The sequence below is a fragment of the Streptomyces sp. CoH27 genome (genome assembly GCF_020181035.1).
GTDB classification, from domain to species: domain Bacteria; phylum Actinomycetota; class Actinomycetes; order Streptomycetales; family Streptomycetaceae; genus Streptomyces; species Streptomyces camelliae.
Map to the genome: position 1 here is coordinate 180,198 of NZ_JAIQYY010000009.1, position 14,702 is coordinate 194,899.

12 protein-coding genes and 2 pseudogenes are annotated in these 14,702 nt (G+C 73.0%); 7 read left to right on the plus strand and 7 right to left on the minus strand.

What is annotated here, in order from left to right:
* The first annotated feature begins 32 nt into the window (after positions 1-32).
* Entirely contained in the window at positions 33-947 is a 915-nt protein-coding gene (locus LE548_RS16650) for an SDR family oxidoreductase (RefSeq protein WP_225097631.1), read from the plus strand.
* Between the two features lie 89 nt (positions 948-1,036).
* Here LE548_RS16650 and LE548_RS16655 read toward each other — a convergent pair whose 3' ends face one another.
* On the minus strand, positions 1,037-2,425 hold the full coding sequence (locus tag LE548_RS16655; RefSeq protein ID WP_225097632.1) for a pyridoxal-dependent decarboxylase: 1,389 nt from the start codon (positions 2,423-2,425) through the stop codon (positions 1,037-1,039).
* 224 nt (positions 2,426-2,649) lie between these two features.
* On the opposite strand from LE548_RS16655, the gene LE548_RS16660 reads away from it, so the two are divergent.
* The gene (locus tag LE548_RS16660; protein ID WP_225097633.1) at positions 2,650-3,345 is read left to right on the plus strand and encodes a L,D-transpeptidase; all 696 of its coding nucleotides are present in this window, start codon (positions 2,650-2,652) and stop codon (positions 3,343-3,345) included.
* Positions 3,346-3,364: 19 nt separating this feature from the next.
* On the opposite strand, the gene LE548_RS16665 is transcribed toward LE548_RS16660, so the two are convergent.
* Complete coding sequence (locus LE548_RS16665) at positions 3,365-4,567, minus strand: Gfo/Idh/MocA family protein (RefSeq protein ID WP_225097634.1); 1,203 nt, start codon at positions 4,565-4,567, stop codon at positions 3,365-3,367.
* A gap of 110 nt (positions 4,568-4,677) precedes the next feature.
* Here LE548_RS16665 and LE548_RS16670 point away from each other — a divergent pair, with 110 nt between their 5' ends.
* Complete coding sequence (locus LE548_RS16670) at positions 4,678-5,823, plus strand: ROK family transcriptional regulator (RefSeq protein ID WP_225097635.1); 1,146 nt, start codon at positions 4,678-4,680, stop codon at positions 5,821-5,823.
* A 100-nt stretch (positions 5,824-5,923) separates the two neighbouring features.
* Entirely contained in the window at positions 5,924-6,109 is a 186-nt protein-coding gene (locus LE548_RS16675; protein WP_225097636.1) for a hypothetical protein, read from the plus strand.
* Positions 6,110-6,224: 115 nt separating this feature from the next.
* On the opposite strand, the gene LE548_RS16680 is transcribed toward LE548_RS16675, so the two are convergent.
* Positions 6,225-7,631 carry a S1 family peptidase gene (locus LE548_RS16680; protein WP_225097637.1) on the minus strand — a complete coding sequence of 469 codons (1,407 nt, stop codon included), beginning with the start codon at positions 7,629-7,631 and terminating at the stop codon, positions 6,225-6,227.
* A gap of 285 nt (positions 7,632-7,916) precedes the next feature.
* Positions 7,917-8,370, minus strand: a pseudogene (locus LE548_RS16685) (SAM-dependent methyltransferase).
* 173 nt (positions 8,371-8,543) lie between these two features.
* Between LE548_RS16685 and LE548_RS16690 the strand changes: the two are divergent.
* On the plus strand, positions 8,544-9,737 hold the full coding sequence (locus LE548_RS16690) for a MalY/PatB family protein (protein WP_225097638.1): 1,194 nt from the start codon (positions 8,544-8,546) through the stop codon (positions 9,735-9,737).
* A gap of 10 nt (positions 9,738-9,747) precedes the next feature.
* Positions 9,748-10,134, plus strand: a complete 387-nt coding sequence (locus tag LE548_RS16695) for a PPOX class F420-dependent oxidoreductase (RefSeq protein WP_225097639.1) — start codon at positions 9,748-9,750, stop codon at positions 10,132-10,134.
* Positions 10,135-10,166: 32 nt separating this feature from the next.
* Here LE548_RS16695 and LE548_RS16700 read toward each other — a convergent pair whose 3' ends face one another.
* The 3 genes from LE548_RS16700 to LE548_RS16710 all read right to left on the minus strand — a co-directional run bounded on the left by LE548_RS16700 (position 10,167) and on the right by LE548_RS16710 (position 14,155).
* On the minus strand, positions 10,167-12,926 hold the full coding sequence (locus tag LE548_RS16700; RefSeq protein ID WP_225097640.1) for a S9 family peptidase: 2,760 nt from the start codon (positions 12,924-12,926) through the stop codon (positions 10,167-10,169).
* A gap of 265 nt (positions 12,927-13,191) precedes the next feature.
* A complete protein-coding gene (locus tag LE548_RS16705) occupies positions 13,192-13,659 on the minus strand; it encodes an FAD-dependent oxidoreductase (RefSeq protein ID WP_225097641.1) in 468 nt (155 codons plus the stop codon).
* Positions 13,660-13,909: 250 nt separating this feature from the next.
* Complete coding sequence (locus tag LE548_RS16710) at positions 13,910-14,155, minus strand: FAD-dependent oxidoreductase (RefSeq protein WP_225097642.1); 246 nt, start codon at positions 14,153-14,155, stop codon at positions 13,910-13,912.
* Between LE548_RS16710 and LE548_RS16715 the strand changes: the two are divergent.
* A pseudogene (locus LE548_RS16715) lies at positions 14,133-14,684 on the plus strand (gfo/Idh/MocA family oxidoreductase); the annotation flags it as partial. The gene LE548_RS16710 and the pseudogene LE548_RS16715 sit on opposite strands and share 23 nt — an antisense overlap.
* Positions 14,685-14,702: the final 18 nt, after the last annotated feature.

Sequence of the window (14,702 nt, forward strand, 5' to 3'; positions counted from 1 at the left end):
GTACCGCAGTCGTACCGCACAGGAGGCCGGACATGTCAGGACCGCTGCAGGGCAAGGTGGCGCTGGTCGCCGGGGCGACCCGGGGGGCCGGACGCGGCATCGCCGTGGAACTCGGCGCGGCCGGCGCCACCGTCTACGTCACCGGCCGCAGCACCCGCGCCCGGCGCTCGGAGTACGACCGCCCCGAGACGATCGAGGACACCGCCGACCTCGTCACCGCGGCGGGCGGACAGGGCATCGCCGTACCCGTCGACCACCTGGACCACGCGGCCGTACGGGCCCTGGTGGAGCGGATCGCCGACGAGCAGGACCGCCTCGACGTCCTCGTCAACGACATCTGGGGCGGGGAGAAACTCTTCGAGTGGGACACCCCGGTCTGGGAGCACGACCTCGCGGGCGGGCTCCGGCTCCTCCGGCTGGGGGTCGAGACACACGCCGTGACCAGCCACTACGCGCTGCCCCTGCTGCTGCGCCGGCCCGGCGGGCTGGTCGTGGAGGTCACCGACGGCACCGCCGAGTACAACCGCGACAACTACCGCGTGAACCTCTTCTACGACCTCGCCAAGGCCTCCGTGCTGCGCATGGCCTTCGCCCTCGGCCACGAGCTGGGCCCGCGCGGCGCCACCGCCGTCGCGCTCACCCCGGGCTGGCTCCGCTCGGAGCTGATGCTCGACCTGTACGGGGTGCGCGAGGACAACTGGCGTGACGCTCTCGTGAAGGAACCGCACTTCGTCATCTCCGAGACCCCGCGCTTCGCCGGCCGCGCCGTCGCCGCCCTGGCCGCCGATCCCGGCGTGGCCCGCTTCAACGGGCAGTCGCTGTCCAGCGGCGGACTCGCGCGGGAGTACGGCTTCACCGACCTCGACGGCAGCCGTCCCGACGCCTGGCGCTACCTCGTCGAGGTGCAGGAAGCGGGCCGGCCTGCGGACGCCACCGGATACCGGTGAGCCGGTCCCGCCGAGGAGGGCGGCCGTGCGGCCGTGGAGGCCGCCGTCGCGCACGCCGGCTTCCGCACGGCCGCCACCTCGTCCGAAGGTCACCCCGAGGCTTTCGCCAGCGCCGCCAGCACGCGCTCGGTGTCGGCGCCGGTGGTGCGCCAGTTGCTGAATGCGGCCCGCAGACCGGGCACTTCGCCGTACACGGTCGGCGTCACATACGCCTCCCCGGACGCCTCGACCGCCCGGGCCAGCGCCGCGACCCGCTCCGGCGAGGGATCCTCGGCGAGGGTGAAGCAGACGACGTTGAGCCGGACCGGTGCCAGCAGCCGCAGCCCCGGCAGCGCCTCGATGCCCGCGCCGAGCCGGCGGGCGAGGGCCACGTTCCGCTCCACGATCTCCCGGTGCCCGGCGCGACCGTAGGCCACCAGCGAGAACCACGCGGGCAGTGCGCGCAGCCGCCGCGAGTTCTCCGGCGTCAGATGCAGGAAGTCGGGCTCGTCGTCGGGCAGGCCCAGATACGGCGACGCGTTGTGGAACACCTTCACCTGAAGGTCGCGCCGCCGGGTGAACTGTACGGCCGCGTCGTAGGGGACGTTGAGCCACTTGTGCAGGTCCACGCAGACCGAGTCGGCAGCGTCGAGTCCGTCGACCAGGCCGGCGAGGTCGGGGGAGAGCGCGGCGAAGCCGCCGAAAGCGGCGTCCACGTGCAGCCAGAAGGCGTACCGCTCCTTCAGCGCCGCGATCGCCCGCAGATCGTCGAAGTCGACGGTGTTCACGGTGCCCGCGTTGGCGACGACGATCGCCGGCCGGCCCTCGCGCCCGGCGAGCGCCGACTCCAGCGCGGCCACGTTCACCGCCTCCCGGTTGCCGGGCAGCAGTGGCACCGGGCGCAGCCGGTCCCGGCCGATGCCCAGCACCGACATCGCCTTCGTGATGCTGGAGTGCGGGCTGCCGGAGAGCACGTCGACCGGGCCCAGCGCGGCCGCACCCGCCCGGAAGACGTCCACGCCCAGCCGCTCGCCGATCCACTCCCGGCCGATCGCCAGCCCGACCGTGTTGGAGGCGGTGGCCCCCGTCACGAACGCCCCGCTGTGCTCCTCGCCCAGCCCGAACAGCTCGCGCAGCCAGGCCACGGTCTCCCGCTCCAGTTCCTGGGCCCAGGAACCGCTCGCCCCCGACACGTTCTGGTCCAGCGCGGACGTCAGCCAGTCCCCGGCGACCGACGCGGGCGTCGCACCCCCGGTGACGAACCCGAGATACCGGGGTCCGGCGGACCCGGAGAACCCGGGCGCCCACCGCTCGGCGAAGGACGCGAGCGCCGCGTCCGCGCCGGCGCCGTTCTCCGGCAGCCGAGCGGCGTCGGGTGCCGGCCCGGCGACGGCGACCGGCCGCTCGCCGATCCCGGCCACTTCACGGGCGGCCACGTCGCGGGCGGACTGCAGGATTTCGGGGAGCCGGGAGAGATCGTCGGTGAGGGTGGGATGCATGTGCCGGAGCGTAGATCGTCGGGGGAGCCGGATGCCCGGTCCAATTCGGGGAAAGTGGACCGGGTGCATGGGGCGAAGTTCATCGTTTCGTCACAGCCTGACCGGAACCACAACCCCCAGGCCCCCGCGCAGGTCTAGCAGTCCGACATCCGGGGAAGCGCGTACACAGCACCGGGGGCATGCCCCGGGTGCCATGGGGAGAACAAGGGGAGAAGGGGAGACCTATGGGGGACATACGCAGACGCGGCGTCGTAGCGCTGGGCGTCACAGGACTGGTGGCGCCGCTCACGCTCGCCCTCACCGCGGCGCCGGCCCAGGCAGCGAGCTGTACCACGCAGACGGGGCCGTATCAGAAGCAGGTGGAGAAGTTCCTCGGCCGGCCCGTCGACGGCAGGCAGTCCGCCGCCGCCTGCAGGGCCATCCAGGCCTTCCAGAACAAGCACGGCATCACGCCCGCGATCGGCTACGCCGGATCGGTCACCTGGGGCGTGATGGACCTGATGAACAAGCAGAAGGCCGTCGGGAACAACCCGAACAAGGACGGCCGATGCCCTGTGAACAAGGGCCGGATCGCCTGCGTGAACCTCACGCTCCAGCTCAGCTGGATCCAGGACGGCAGGAAGCTCGTCTACGGTCCGGTGCCCGTCCGCACCGGCCGCAAGGGCTTTGTCACCCGCACCGGTCTGAAGAAGATCTACTGGCGGGACCTCCACCACGTGTCGACCGTCTACAACGTGCCGATGCCCTACAGCCAGTTCTTCGACGGCGGCCAGGCCTTCCATTCGGTCGGTCTGAGCATGTGGAACCCGCCGGGTTCGCACGGCTGCGTCAACATGACGACCAAGGACGCCGCGTCGTACTGGTCGCTGCTGAGGACGGGCGACGACGTCTTCGTGTACGGCCGCAAGCCGGGCACCTGAGCCGTCGCCGCCCGGGACGTCACGCCTCGGGCGCGTCCCCGAAGTCGGGGATCGCGAGCCGTACCCCGCCCTGCCGGGCCGATTCGTGCGCGATGATGCCCGGCAGGGTGTAGCGGGCGGCCGTCCACGCGTTCACCGGCGGAAGCGAACGGGTGGTGACGGCGGTGACGAAGTCGTCCACGAGGAAGTGGTGGCTGCCCTCGTGGCCGTTGTGGAGGTGGTCGAACTCCCGCGGCAGCCGGGCCCGGTCGTGCACCGGGGCCGAACCGGAGGTGAAGGCGGCCCGCAGTTCGGGCGCGACATGGGCCAGCGAGGGGTCGTCGGGGGACAGCGTCGCCTTGGGCTCCAGCAGCTCGCTGATGTCCTTCACCCCGTTCTTGTCCTGCCACAGCGCCACCGTCGCCAGCTGCTCCATGCTGGCCTCGGTGCCGAAGAACCGGAACCGGGACTCGCGGATGTGCGAGGGGTAGCCGACCCGCCGGAACTCGTTCGTACGGAACGATCCGCCGCCCGCCACCTCGAACAGAGCGGTCGCGTTGGACACGTCGTTGTCGAACTGGCTGACCGATCGGTCGAAAACGCCGTCGCCGCGATCGTCCCGCACTCCGATCGCCGACACGCTCACCGCGTGCGTCCGCCAGGCCCCGAGCACCCCGCCCACCGAGTGCGTCGGGTACAGCAGCGGCGGATAGCTGGCGGTCGCCTTCCAGCCGTCGCCGCCGCTGTACTTGTAGGCGTCGTAGAAGCCGAGGTCCATGTCGTGGACGTAGTCGCCCTCGGCGTAGAAGAGGCGGCCGAAGGCGCCTTCGGCGATCTGGTTGCGGGCGTGCACGGTCGCCGGGTTGTACTGGCTGGTCTCGCCCATCATGTACGTCAGCCCGGTGGCCCGGACCGCGTCGATGATCGCGGCGATCTCCTCGGTGGTGACGGCCATGGGTACCGCGGAGTACACGTGCTTGCCGGCGCCGAGGCCCTGGAGGACCAGCGGGCCGTGCGTCCAGCGCTGGGTGAAGACCGCGACCGCGTCGACCGCGGCCGACTCCAGCATGGCCTCGTACGAGGGGAAGGTGCCGGCGAGACCCTGCGCGGTGGCGAGCCGCTCGGCCCGCTCGGGGAGCAGGTCGGTGACATACACGTCACGGACGCCGGGATGGGCCTGGAACAGTGCGGCGAACTGACCGGAGAACTGTCCGGCGCCGACGATGCCGAGAGAGAAAGTCATGCCCATTACTTTTGTTGCGGAAGAATATGCCCGTCAAGAGGCGGATGGAAGCTTCTGCGGCATGCTCTGCGCGCAATAGGATGTCCTAGTTACTTGTGAGGAGGAAGAAAATGACCAGCTGGCTGCCGCTGAGCCCGGCGGAGCGCTCCGTGGCGATCGAGGTGCTCGTACACGGTCCGCTGTCGCGCACCGAGCTGGCCCGGCGTCTCGGGCTCTCCCAGGGCAGTCTCACCCGGCTGACCAAGCCGCTGATCGAATCCGGGCTGCTGGTGGAGACCCCCGAGACAGGGGCGGCTCAGGCGCGCCAGGGCCGCCCTTCGCAGCCGCTCGGGGTGGTGGCCGACGCCCGCTCCTTCCTCGGCTTCAAGGTCACCGGCGACATGGTCTACGGCGTCGTCACCACGCTGCGCAGTGAGGTCACCGCCCGCCTGGAGCGGCCGCTGACCACGCACGCCCCGGCCGCCGTCGCCGACGTGGTCGCCGCACTGTCCGCCGAGCTCGCCGAGGGGCGCCCCGCCGCGGCCGGTATCGGGATCGGCGTCGGCGGTCTGGTGCGGGAGCGCGCGGTGGTCGAGGAGTCGCCGTTCCTCGGCTGGCGGGACGTGCCACTCGCCGCACTGGTCCGGGACCGGACCGGGCTGCCGGTCGTCGTGGAGAACGACGTCGCCGCCCTGACCGAGGCGGAGACCTGGTTCGGCGCGGGCCGTGGCCTCGACCGCTTCGCGCTGCTGACCATCGGCGCCGGCATCGGCTACGGACTGGTGCTCGGCGGCCGGCGCGTGCCGTTCGCGGAAGAGGGCCGCGGTCCCGGCCGGCACTGGATCATCGACCCGTACGGCCCGCTCACCCCGGACGGCGCGCGCGGCAGCGCCGTGTCCTTGCTCACCGTTCCGAGCATCGAATACCAGATCCGCGCCGCGACCGGCCGCGACACCTCCTACGCGGAGATCCTCGCCGGTGCCGCCGCGGGCGAGCCCATGGCCGCCCGGGTCGTCGGCGAGGCCGCCCGCGCGCTCGGCACCCTGATCGCCCAGATCGCCAACTTCGCCCTGCCGCAGAAGATCCTGCTCGCCGGCGAGGGGGTCGGACTCATGGATGTGGCTGGGGCCACGGTCCACGAGACCGTCCGCGCCCACCGCCACCCGCTCGCCGATGCCGTGGACCTGGAGACGAAGGTCTCCGACTTCCACGACTGGGCGCGCGGCGCCGCCGTACTGGCGATCCAGGTGCTCGTACTGGGTGAGGGGAGAGTGTGAACTCCCGTACGCGGATTGACAGATTGACGTGATGAGTAACACGGTCCGAAATGTCCGCATCGAGTGCACTTACTCACAACGCCTTCACGCCGGTCGGCATATGCTTCACAGCATGTCCACCACTGTTGAAGCCGCCCCCGAGCGATCGGCCGCGGAGGTCAACGAGGAGATCAGGGCCCTGTGGCGCCGGTCGGGCGGGACACTGACCACCGAGCAGCGCGCGCAGTACCAGCGCCTCGTGATGGAGTGGGCCGCCGCGGCCCCGCGATCGCAGCGAGCGGCCTGACCGGCCTCGCGCGGACCGCGCCGTAACCTCCAGGGCACCCGTGACCGCACGGGTGCCCTTGTCGTAACCGCCGTAAACCGCCGTAACCGCCGTAACCGCCGTAACCGCCGTCTCGTCAGCCCCAGGTCGCCGAGTAGTACCGCTGATAGGCCTTGCGGTCCTGCTCGGCTCGGATGTATCGGGTGGCGACGAGCGCGATCAGACTGCCCGCGATGACCAGCAGCCCCGGACCGATGTTCCGGGTGTCCGTCAGCCGGGCCAGCAGCGTTTCGTTCTGGCCGCCGGACACCGGCGCCGCCGAGCCCGGCGAGACCGCGCTCGGCGCGATCGCGGCCTGCGTGGCCGCGGGGGAGGGAGCGGCGCTCTGGGCGGTGCCGCCGGAGTTCTGGGCGTTCCGGGCGTTCTGGGCGGCGGCGCTCTGGGCCGACACGATGAGCTTGACGTTCAACGCCGCCATCGCCTTCGTGACCGGCTGGAAGAACGTCGTCCCGCCCGCCGTGCAGTCCCCGCTGCCGCCCGAGGTGACACCGAGCGCGATGCCGTCGGAGAACAGCGGGCCGCCGCTGTCGCCGGGCTCGGCACACACATTCGTCTGGATGAGCCCGGTGACCGTGCCCTCGGGGTAGTTGACGGTGGCGTTCAGCGCGGTGACCGTCCCGTCGTGCAGACCGCTGGTGCTGCCGCTGCGGAACACCCGCTGCCCCACCTGCGCATCGGCCGCCCCCGTGATCCGCACCCCGTTGCCGCCGCCGATCGCGACGACGTCGGCGCCGTCACCGGCCGTGCCGGAGGCGTACTTCACGAGCGAGAAGTCGTTGCCGGGGAAGGTGCTGCTCACCGTCTGCCCCAGCTGCCGGTTGCCCTGGTTGTCGGCGAACCAGGTGGATCCGGCCGGACCGCAGTGCCCGGCGGTGAGGATGAAGGCGCTCTGCCCGTCGGTCACGTTGAACCCCGCCGAGCAGCGGCCGCCGGTCGACAGGATCGGCTGGGCGCCGTTCAGCCGTGTGGTGAAGGTGCCCTTCGTACGCTCCATCCGCACGAAGTCGCCTATTTTCGCGGTCAGATGGCTCATCCGGGACCAGTCGTCCCGGGAGACCGTGCTGTCCGCGCTCACCATGACCTGGTTGGTCCGGTAGTCCACCGCCCACGCGGTGCCCGCCACCCGGGGTGCCGAACGCAGCGCGGCCGTGGCCGACTTGAGCTCGTCCATGCTGTGCGCGACGACCTTGGCCTCGGCCCCCGCGCCGCGCACCGCCAGTGCCGCCGCGTCGTCGGTCACCGCCACCACCGGCCGCCCGTCGGCGCCGATCCAGCTGCCCGCCGTACGTGCCGTGCCGAGCCGCGCCACCAGCGCGGCGCCGGTGTCCCCGGTACCGGTGGGGGCGGCCAGGGCTCTCACGGCGGCCGGAGGTGTCTCGCTCGCCATGGCCGCCTGGGTGACCATCGCGCCCCCCAGAAGGAGTCCGCCGACCGCCGCCAGGCGTGTCACTCGCCGGACGATGCGTCGTCGTGCGTGCCGCATGCATGGCTCCCGAAGCCGAACCCGAACGCGCACCGCCCGTACCGGCAGCGCGAGACCCCCGGCTCATCGGGGGGCCGCACTCCCATACGGGAGTCACGGCCCCGGCGTTCAGCGGAATCGGCGCCGCCCTGCGGGTGAGGGACGTTCCGCCGCCACCGCAACCCCGCCCGGAGCGCACGCCCCGCAACCCCGCCCGGAGCGTACGCCCCGGCAACCCACCCGGGCGTGCGGTCGCCACGGCAACCCCGCCCGGCCGTTCGGCTGCCCCGGCGTTCCGGCGCCGGCTCAGCCCTTGCGGGCCACCCCGCCGTACATGGCGACCTCCTCCGGCTCGGCCCCGTGCGGGTGCTCCGGGCGCCGGCGCGAGCACGACACCACACCCGGTTCCAGCAGGTCGAGGCCATCGAAGAACCGGGCCACGGCCTCGGGCGTGCGCTGGGTCGGCTGCGGGGCCGTTCTCGTTTCAGAATGTCACCGTCTCGTCCAGGAACTGCCGGAACCCCGCCTCGGCGACCAGACGGCGCACGGCACGGCCGAGGAAGAGCCGGTCGGCGCGCGCGTACTCCCCGATGCCCGGGTGCAGTTGGCGTATCCGGCCGTCGGCCGCGCGGTCGACCTCGTAGGTGTCCTTGCCGGCGAGTCAGTAGTTACAGATCCGGGCGGTGTGCGGCTGACTGGTGTCGATGCGGCTGCGCAGCGACGCGGCCACGTCGTCGGTGGCTGCCGGGTTGACGGTCACGTGGGTCAGCTCCTGGATGCCTGAGAAGAGCAGGACGAGAGGCCGGAGAAAGGCCGGACGGGCGGCGCGTTCACACCGCTCAAGACGCAATCCGGACGCACGAGTTGATCATTGCCGGGCACCCCGGTCCTCCGCCGTTCCCTCTCCTGCCCCGGCCGCCTATCGTGAGCCCCATGACCGGCACCCCGCACGACTCCTCTGGCTGTCCGGACCCGCTGCGCGCCCTCGACCTGGAGCGGCTGCGCCGCCGTACGAGCATGAAGTGGCGCACCTATCCCGAGGACGTGCTGCCGCTGTGGGTGGCCGAGATGGATGTCCCCCTCGCCGAACCGGTGGTCCGTGCCGTCACCGACGCGCTCGCCCTCGGCGACACCGGGTACCCTGCCGGCAGCGCCTATGCCGAGGCGCTGGCCGCGTTCGCCGCCGACCGCTGGGTCTGGGACGGGATCGCGATCGAGCGCACCGCGATCGTTCCTGACGTGATGCTCGGTGTGGTCGAGATGATCAAACTGGTCACCGGGCCCGGCGATCCGGTGATCGTCAACCCGCCGGTGTACCCGCCGTTCTTCCAGTTCATCGGCCACATGGACCGCAAGGTGGTCGAGGCCCCGCTCGGTGCCGGGCTGCGCCTCGATCCGGCCGCCCTGGAGGAGACGTTCCGGGTGGCGACCGCCTCCACCGGCCGCGCCGCCTTCCTGCTGTGCAGCCCGCACAACCCCACCGGCACCGTCCACACCGCGCAGGAGCTGGCCGCCGTCGCAGCCCTCGCCGAGCGGTACGGCGTTCGGGTCGTCGCGGACGAGATCCACGCCCCGCTCGTCGCCCCTGGCGTGCCCTTCGTGCCGTATCTGAGCGTGCCCGGCGCCGAGCGCGGCCTGTCCCTGATGTCCGCCTCCAAGGGCTGGAACCTGGCCGGCCTCAAGGCCGCCCTCGCCCTTGCCGGACCGAAGGCCGCCGCCGACCTCGACCGGATGCCCGAGGAGGTCAGCCACGGCCCCAGCCACCTCGGCGTCATCGCCCACACGGCCGCCCTGCGCGACGGCACCGGCTGGCTGGACGCCCTGCTGACCGGCCTCGACACCAACCGGCGCCTGCTCGCCGCCCTCCTCGCCGAGCACCTGCCCGCGCTCCGCCTCCACCCGGCCGAGGCCACCTATCTGGCCTGGCTCGACTGCCGTGCCCTCGGCCTCGGCGACGATCCCGCGCAGGTCTTCCTGGACCGCGGCCGGGTCGCCGTCAACTCCGGTCTGCCGTTCGGCACCGGCGGCGCTGGGCACGTACGGCTGAACCTGGCGACCTCGCCGGAGATCCTCACCGAGGGCGTCCGGCGGATGGCGGCGGCCCTGCCCGCACCGGGTGGCTCCTAGACTGCCGGGCATGGACGACACACGGCTGGACCGACTCGGCTCCGGCAAATATCTGCTGGTGACCAGCTATCGCAAGAACGGCGCCCCGGTCGCCACCCCGGTGTGGGTGGTCCGGGACGGGGACACCCTCGGGGTCTGGACGGCCGCCGACAGTTTCAAGGTCAAGCGGATCCGGCGCCGCCCCGACGTTCTCGTCGGCCCCTGCGACCTGCGCGGCAACCCCACCGGCGACCAGCTGCCGGCCACCGCCGCGATCGCCGACGCGGCCACCACCGCCCGCTACCGGGGCCTGATCACCCGCAAGTACGGCATCCTCGGCCGCCTCACCCTGCTCGGCAGCCGGCTGCGGCGCGGCCTGGACGGCACGGTCGGGATCCGGGTGACCCTCACGGACTGACCGCGGCGAGGGCCACCCGGACAGAGGAGCTGCTACGACGCGTCCAGCACCGACCCGGTCAGCACCAGCCCGCCGTCCTTCGGCTCACCGGTGTTCATGTCGGTCTGCTGGAACCGCACCGACTCGGCCGGTTCCTTCACCTTGTCCTTGACCGTGGGCACGGTGATGTCCACGCTCGTCTTCCCCGCAGGGACGTCCACCCACAGGTAGATCCCGGCCTTTGACAGCGGACGCTCCGGATCGGGCTTCACTCCGGCGGTCTCCTGAAGCCAGCGCGCCGAGACGTCCTTCGTGGACAGCTCCGGACCGGTGCCGGGCGGCACCGCGGTGAACATCGCGCTCATGCCCACGTCCACCGCCTGCGACAGCGACAGCCGCCACGTCAGGGACTTCCCCTCGGTGACCCGGTCGGCGACCGGTGTGACGGTCATCGTCGGCGCCGGATCGTCGTCGTGGACCGTGATCCCGCCCCGGTAGGAGCCGACGACCGCCCCGTGCACCGCCTTGACCAGGACGTCGTGCGACACATCGGGGCCGTAGCGCGTGTTGCCCTTCACCTCGACCGGTACGTCGATGTCGTGACCGCCCGGACGCACCGTCACCAGCCGGTCCTTCGCCGTGCCGGTGGCCGGGTCGACGACGTACACCCGGACCTGTCCGCTGCCGTGGCCGGTCACCTGGACCGGAACGCGGTAGGTGCGCACACCCGAGTCGCCTTCGGCGACCGTCATCCGGCCGATGTCCACGCGGGGCAGCGCGGCCGCCCGCACCGCCGGTGTCCCCGGCCGCCAGCCCCACGCGTCCATCAGCCAGGCCTGCCCGGCCGCCGAACGCGACGTCAGTTCAAGGGACTTCACCGAGCCGAGCGCGAACCGCCCGCGCGTGGCCGCAGTCAGCGGCACCCGGAACTCGCGCGCCCAGTACGACGCGGTGCGCCCGCTGCCGGGCAGTCCGTCGGCCCGCACCCGGCCCAGCGTCACCTTCCGGCCGGCGGTGTCGGTGAGGGACACATCCAGCTGGGTGCCCCGGGAGTTCGGCGGCACGAACAGCCGCAGCGCCAGCGCCTCGGAGCCCTTCAGCGACACCGGGTGCGAGGTGCTCACCCGGGCAAGGGCACCGGTGCGCGTCCAGCGCAGCGCGATCGTGTGCCGGCCCGTCTCCCGGTCGGTCTCCCACGGCGCGAAGTGTGGCGAGGCGCCCGCCGCGCGCCTGTCCAGACACGCCTCGCCCGGGCTGGGGTTCACCGCGTCGCACAGCCGGGCGCCCGTCACCGACACCCCGCCGTCCGGCAGGAACCCGGCCCCTCGGCGCGCCCCCACCGCATGGCTCAGGACGCGCGCCGGATCCGCCGACGGCGCCCGTTTCCCGGAGCCGTCCAGCAGCGGCCGTACCCGGTCGTCACCGGCCAGGAACAGCCGCGCGGCGGCGGCGATGTACGTCGAGCCGGCCCGGTGCTGCTGGTCGGCGGTGAGCCGGGTCGCCGCGCGCTTGCCGCACACGGGGTCCGGGTGCTGCGGGTCGTCGGAGAAGTCGTCCTCCGAGGGCGCCGCGGACCTGCCGGGCGTCCACTCGGAGTTGAAGAAGTTGTGGTCGGCGCCGATGACGTACACGGCGCTGTGCAGCGCGCTGCCGTCGCTGACCGCGCGGGTCCCGTCGACGTACACCTCGCCCTGCAGGTCGGAGACGTCCCCGTCGCAGCCGGGCAGGACCGTCACCGACGGCACGTCGGGCACCGGGTTCTGACCGAAGACCGTGGGACCGATCAGCACCATGCCGCGGACGGACCAGCGGACCGGGCCGTGATAGCCGTCCTGGTCGGCCGGCGGCGGGTAGAGGCTGTCCAGGGCCGCCCGGTTGACGCCCTCGCCGCCCCGCGAGTGCCCGACGAGCAGCACCCGGGACACATCGGCGCGCGGTGACCGGCGTACGACGGCCGGAGCGGTCTCGGGGTGCGCGGCCCAGTCGGCCCACCGGGCCAGGTGCAGCCGCACCAGCGAGGAGCGGGCCTGGGCGCCGCCGTCCTCGGCCGCGAAGTCCTGGCCGTTGATGCCGTCCGCGGAGATCGAGACGGTCACATAGCCCTGGGATGCCAGGAGTTGCTGGTCGCGCAGATAGCCGCGGTGGCTGGGCACCGGCTTCCAGCCGGTCTTGCAGGGCCAGTCGCCGCTGGTCTGCTTGCCCTGGTAGCAGGTGTAGTGGCGGCCGTGCAGGAACAGCGCGAGCGGCCGCTCGCCCGGCGCGCCCACGGGGGCGACGACCACTCCGCGCATCTCCACCGGCGCTGAAAGGCCGGGCAGCTTCACCGACGTGAGGCTGTACTCGCCCGTCCTGGTCCGGTACGAGCCGGGCTTGCCCGGGTCGACGGGGTTCGCGGACAGCGGGGCGGGAGGCTCGGCCGCCGATGTGTCCCCGGTCGTCCTGCGCGAGTCCAACCGCCGTCCGCCGGACCAGACTTGCAGTCCGTGCAGATCGCCGGCGCGCTGCCCGTCCAGCGGCAGCCGGAAGCTGTGGCCGTCCCCGCTCGACTGCGGGACTCCCAACAGGCGCCCGTCCGACCGGAATTCGACCCTGGCGTCACCCATCGGCACCGGCCGGTCCGACCGCCACACCAGCTGCGCCTGCGACCGCCCGCCGGCGATCCGCCAGCCCGGTGGCAGCGTGCCCTCACCCGATGCCACCAACTCGGCCGTATGCGCCGGTGGTCGGCCTTGGGCGACTGCCGCCCCTGGGGATGCCCCCGCCACCGCGAGCAACGCGGCGGCGGTCACCCATATGTGCCGGGCACGGACCACTGATCCTCCTCGTACCCCCGACCTCGGGCGTCCCGGCCGTCCCGGGAGCCTCTCGCCCCCGGAGGACGGAACGCGGAGTCTGTGGGTTGCCTGTGAAGGAGGGGCCGTCGATCACGTGATCGAGATCAGGACAACCGGGATCGGCACGCCCGTAGTTGCTCCGCGGACCGCCCGTCGGCGATCTCGGCCGCCACCAGCCGGCCGATCACGGGCGCGAGCGTCACGGCGGAGTGGGCGACGGCGACGTACACCGAGCCGTCCGAGGTCAGCGGGCCGATGAGCGGGCCGCCCGCGGGCACCGGCCGGCCGGCGACCCGCGAGCCGACGACCTGTCAGGCGCCGGTGCCGGTGGCGCCGAGCCCTGCGCAGCGGCCGTTTCCGGCTCCGGCAGTGTCATGAGCAGCTGTCCCGGCGCCACTTCCCGTACCTCGAAGTCCGGTCCGGCCGCGATGCCGTTGACCAGGCCGGGCGGCGCGGTCAGCCGGACGTGGCGCTCCGGTGACGCAGTGACCGGGGGGGAGAGAGAGACGCCCAGCGGCGCGCAGAGCGCGTTCACACCCGTACCGGCGGCCGGCACCACCCGGTCCGCCGGATGGAAGCCGTCCTCGGTGGCCACACCGGTCACCCGGGCCCCGGCGACCCGCAGCGCCGCCCCGGACACCCCGAGCAGCACCCGGCCGCCGAGCGCCGGCACCGCCCGGACCAGGGCCTCGGTGACCGCGACCGGATCCACGCCGCCGTCGGAGGGGGTATGGACGGCCGACGGCGGGAGTGCGCAGCCGGAGTTCGAGCGCCCTGATCCGCTCCGAACCCACCCGTACGACCGCCCCGTCGGCCGCCCTTTCGGCCCGGCCGTCCCCGGACACCCATGTCTCTTCGGGCCGGCCGTCCCTGGACAGCCATGCCTCTTCGGGCCGGCCGTCCCCGGACAGCCATGCCTCTTCGGGCCGGTCTTCCCCGGGCGGCCACCGCAGCGAGCCCGTTCAGCGCACCCGTACCCGGGGCAGCTTCGCCTCCAGCCGCCGCCAGTCCGCCAGGACCGACCCGCGCAGGCCGGCCGCGCCGCCGGGCCAGTGACCGCCCGCGCCGCCGATCCACGCGAACGAGTCGCCCGTCACCCCCGCGCCGGGCCGCGCCGCTCGCTCCACCAGGGTGACCGGCACCTTCCGGCCCGCCGGGTGATACGCCACCGATGCCCCCAGCATCCCGGCACCCACGACGGACGACATGGCCGTCCTCGTCCGGTACGCGCGCGGAGCCACGATGACCTACCACCTGACCGCCTACTCCCCGTGGGAGGGCTACCGGGTCATGGTCAACGGCAGCGCCGGCCGGCTGGAGCTGGAGGTCGAGGAGAGCCGCTGGCAGTCACCTGCCCCGCAGCGCACCGGCGGCAGCGGCGCGCTGCACGGGGACACGGCGGCCCGGCACGCGGGCGGCGTGCGCCTCACGCTGCGCCCGTTGTGGCAGCCTCCGGCCGACATCCCGCTCAGGACCGCGCACGAGGCACACGGCGGGGGAGACCCGCGGATGCTGGACGCGCTGTTCGGGCCGGTGGACGCGGCCGGCCCCGGTCCGGGGCCTCGTCCCGTGTACGGCGTCGGTCCCGGTCCGGTTGCCGGTACCGGTACGGCGCCGACGGCCACCGAACGTGATGGTGCGCTGGCTCTCGCCGTCGGCCTCGCCGCCAACCGTGCGTTCGAGACCGGACGGCCCGTCGGCGTACGGGAGTTGGTGCCGGGCCTGTGGGGCCGGTGACGCCGTTGCCGGGCGCCC

Bases quoted from the DNA above. Each gene is read 5' to 3' on its own strand.
- LE548_RS16680 (WP_225097637.1), bottom strand. From the start codon at position 7,631: ATGCGGCACGCACGACGACGCATCGTCCGGCGAGTGACACGCCTGGCG.
- LE548_RS16690 (WP_225097638.1), top strand. From the start codon at position 8,544: ATGACCGGCACCCCGCACGACTCCTCTGGCTGTCCGGACCCGCTGCGC.
- LE548_RS16675 (WP_225097636.1), top strand. From the start codon at position 5,924: ATGCTTCACAGCATGTCCACCACTGTTGAAGCCGCCCCCGAGCGATCG.
- LE548_RS16670 (WP_225097635.1), top strand. From the start codon at position 4,678: ATGACCAGCTGGCTGCCGCTGAGCCCGGCGGAGCGCTCCGTGGCGATC.
- LE548_RS16650 (WP_225097631.1), top strand. From the start codon at position 33: ATGTCAGGACCGCTGCAGGGCAAGGTGGCGCTGGTCGCCGGGGCGACC.
- LE548_RS16695 (WP_225097639.1), top strand. From the start codon at position 9,748: ATGGACGACACACGGCTGGACCGACTCGGCTCCGGCAAATATCTGCTG.
- LE548_RS16660 (WP_225097633.1), top strand. From the start codon at position 2,650: ATGGGGGACATACGCAGACGCGGCGTCGTAGCGCTGGGCGTCACAGGA.
- LE548_RS16665 (WP_225097634.1), bottom strand. From the start codon at position 4,567: ATGACTTTCTCTCTCGGCATCGTCGGCGCCGGACAGTTCTCCGGTCAG.
- LE548_RS16710 (WP_225097642.1), bottom strand. From the start codon at position 14,155: ATGTCGTCCGTCGTGGGTGCCGGGATGCTGGGGGCATCGGTGGCGTAT.
- LE548_RS16655 (WP_225097632.1), bottom strand. From the start codon at position 2,425: ATGCATCCCACCCTCACCGACGATCTCTCCCGGCTCCCCGAAATCCTG.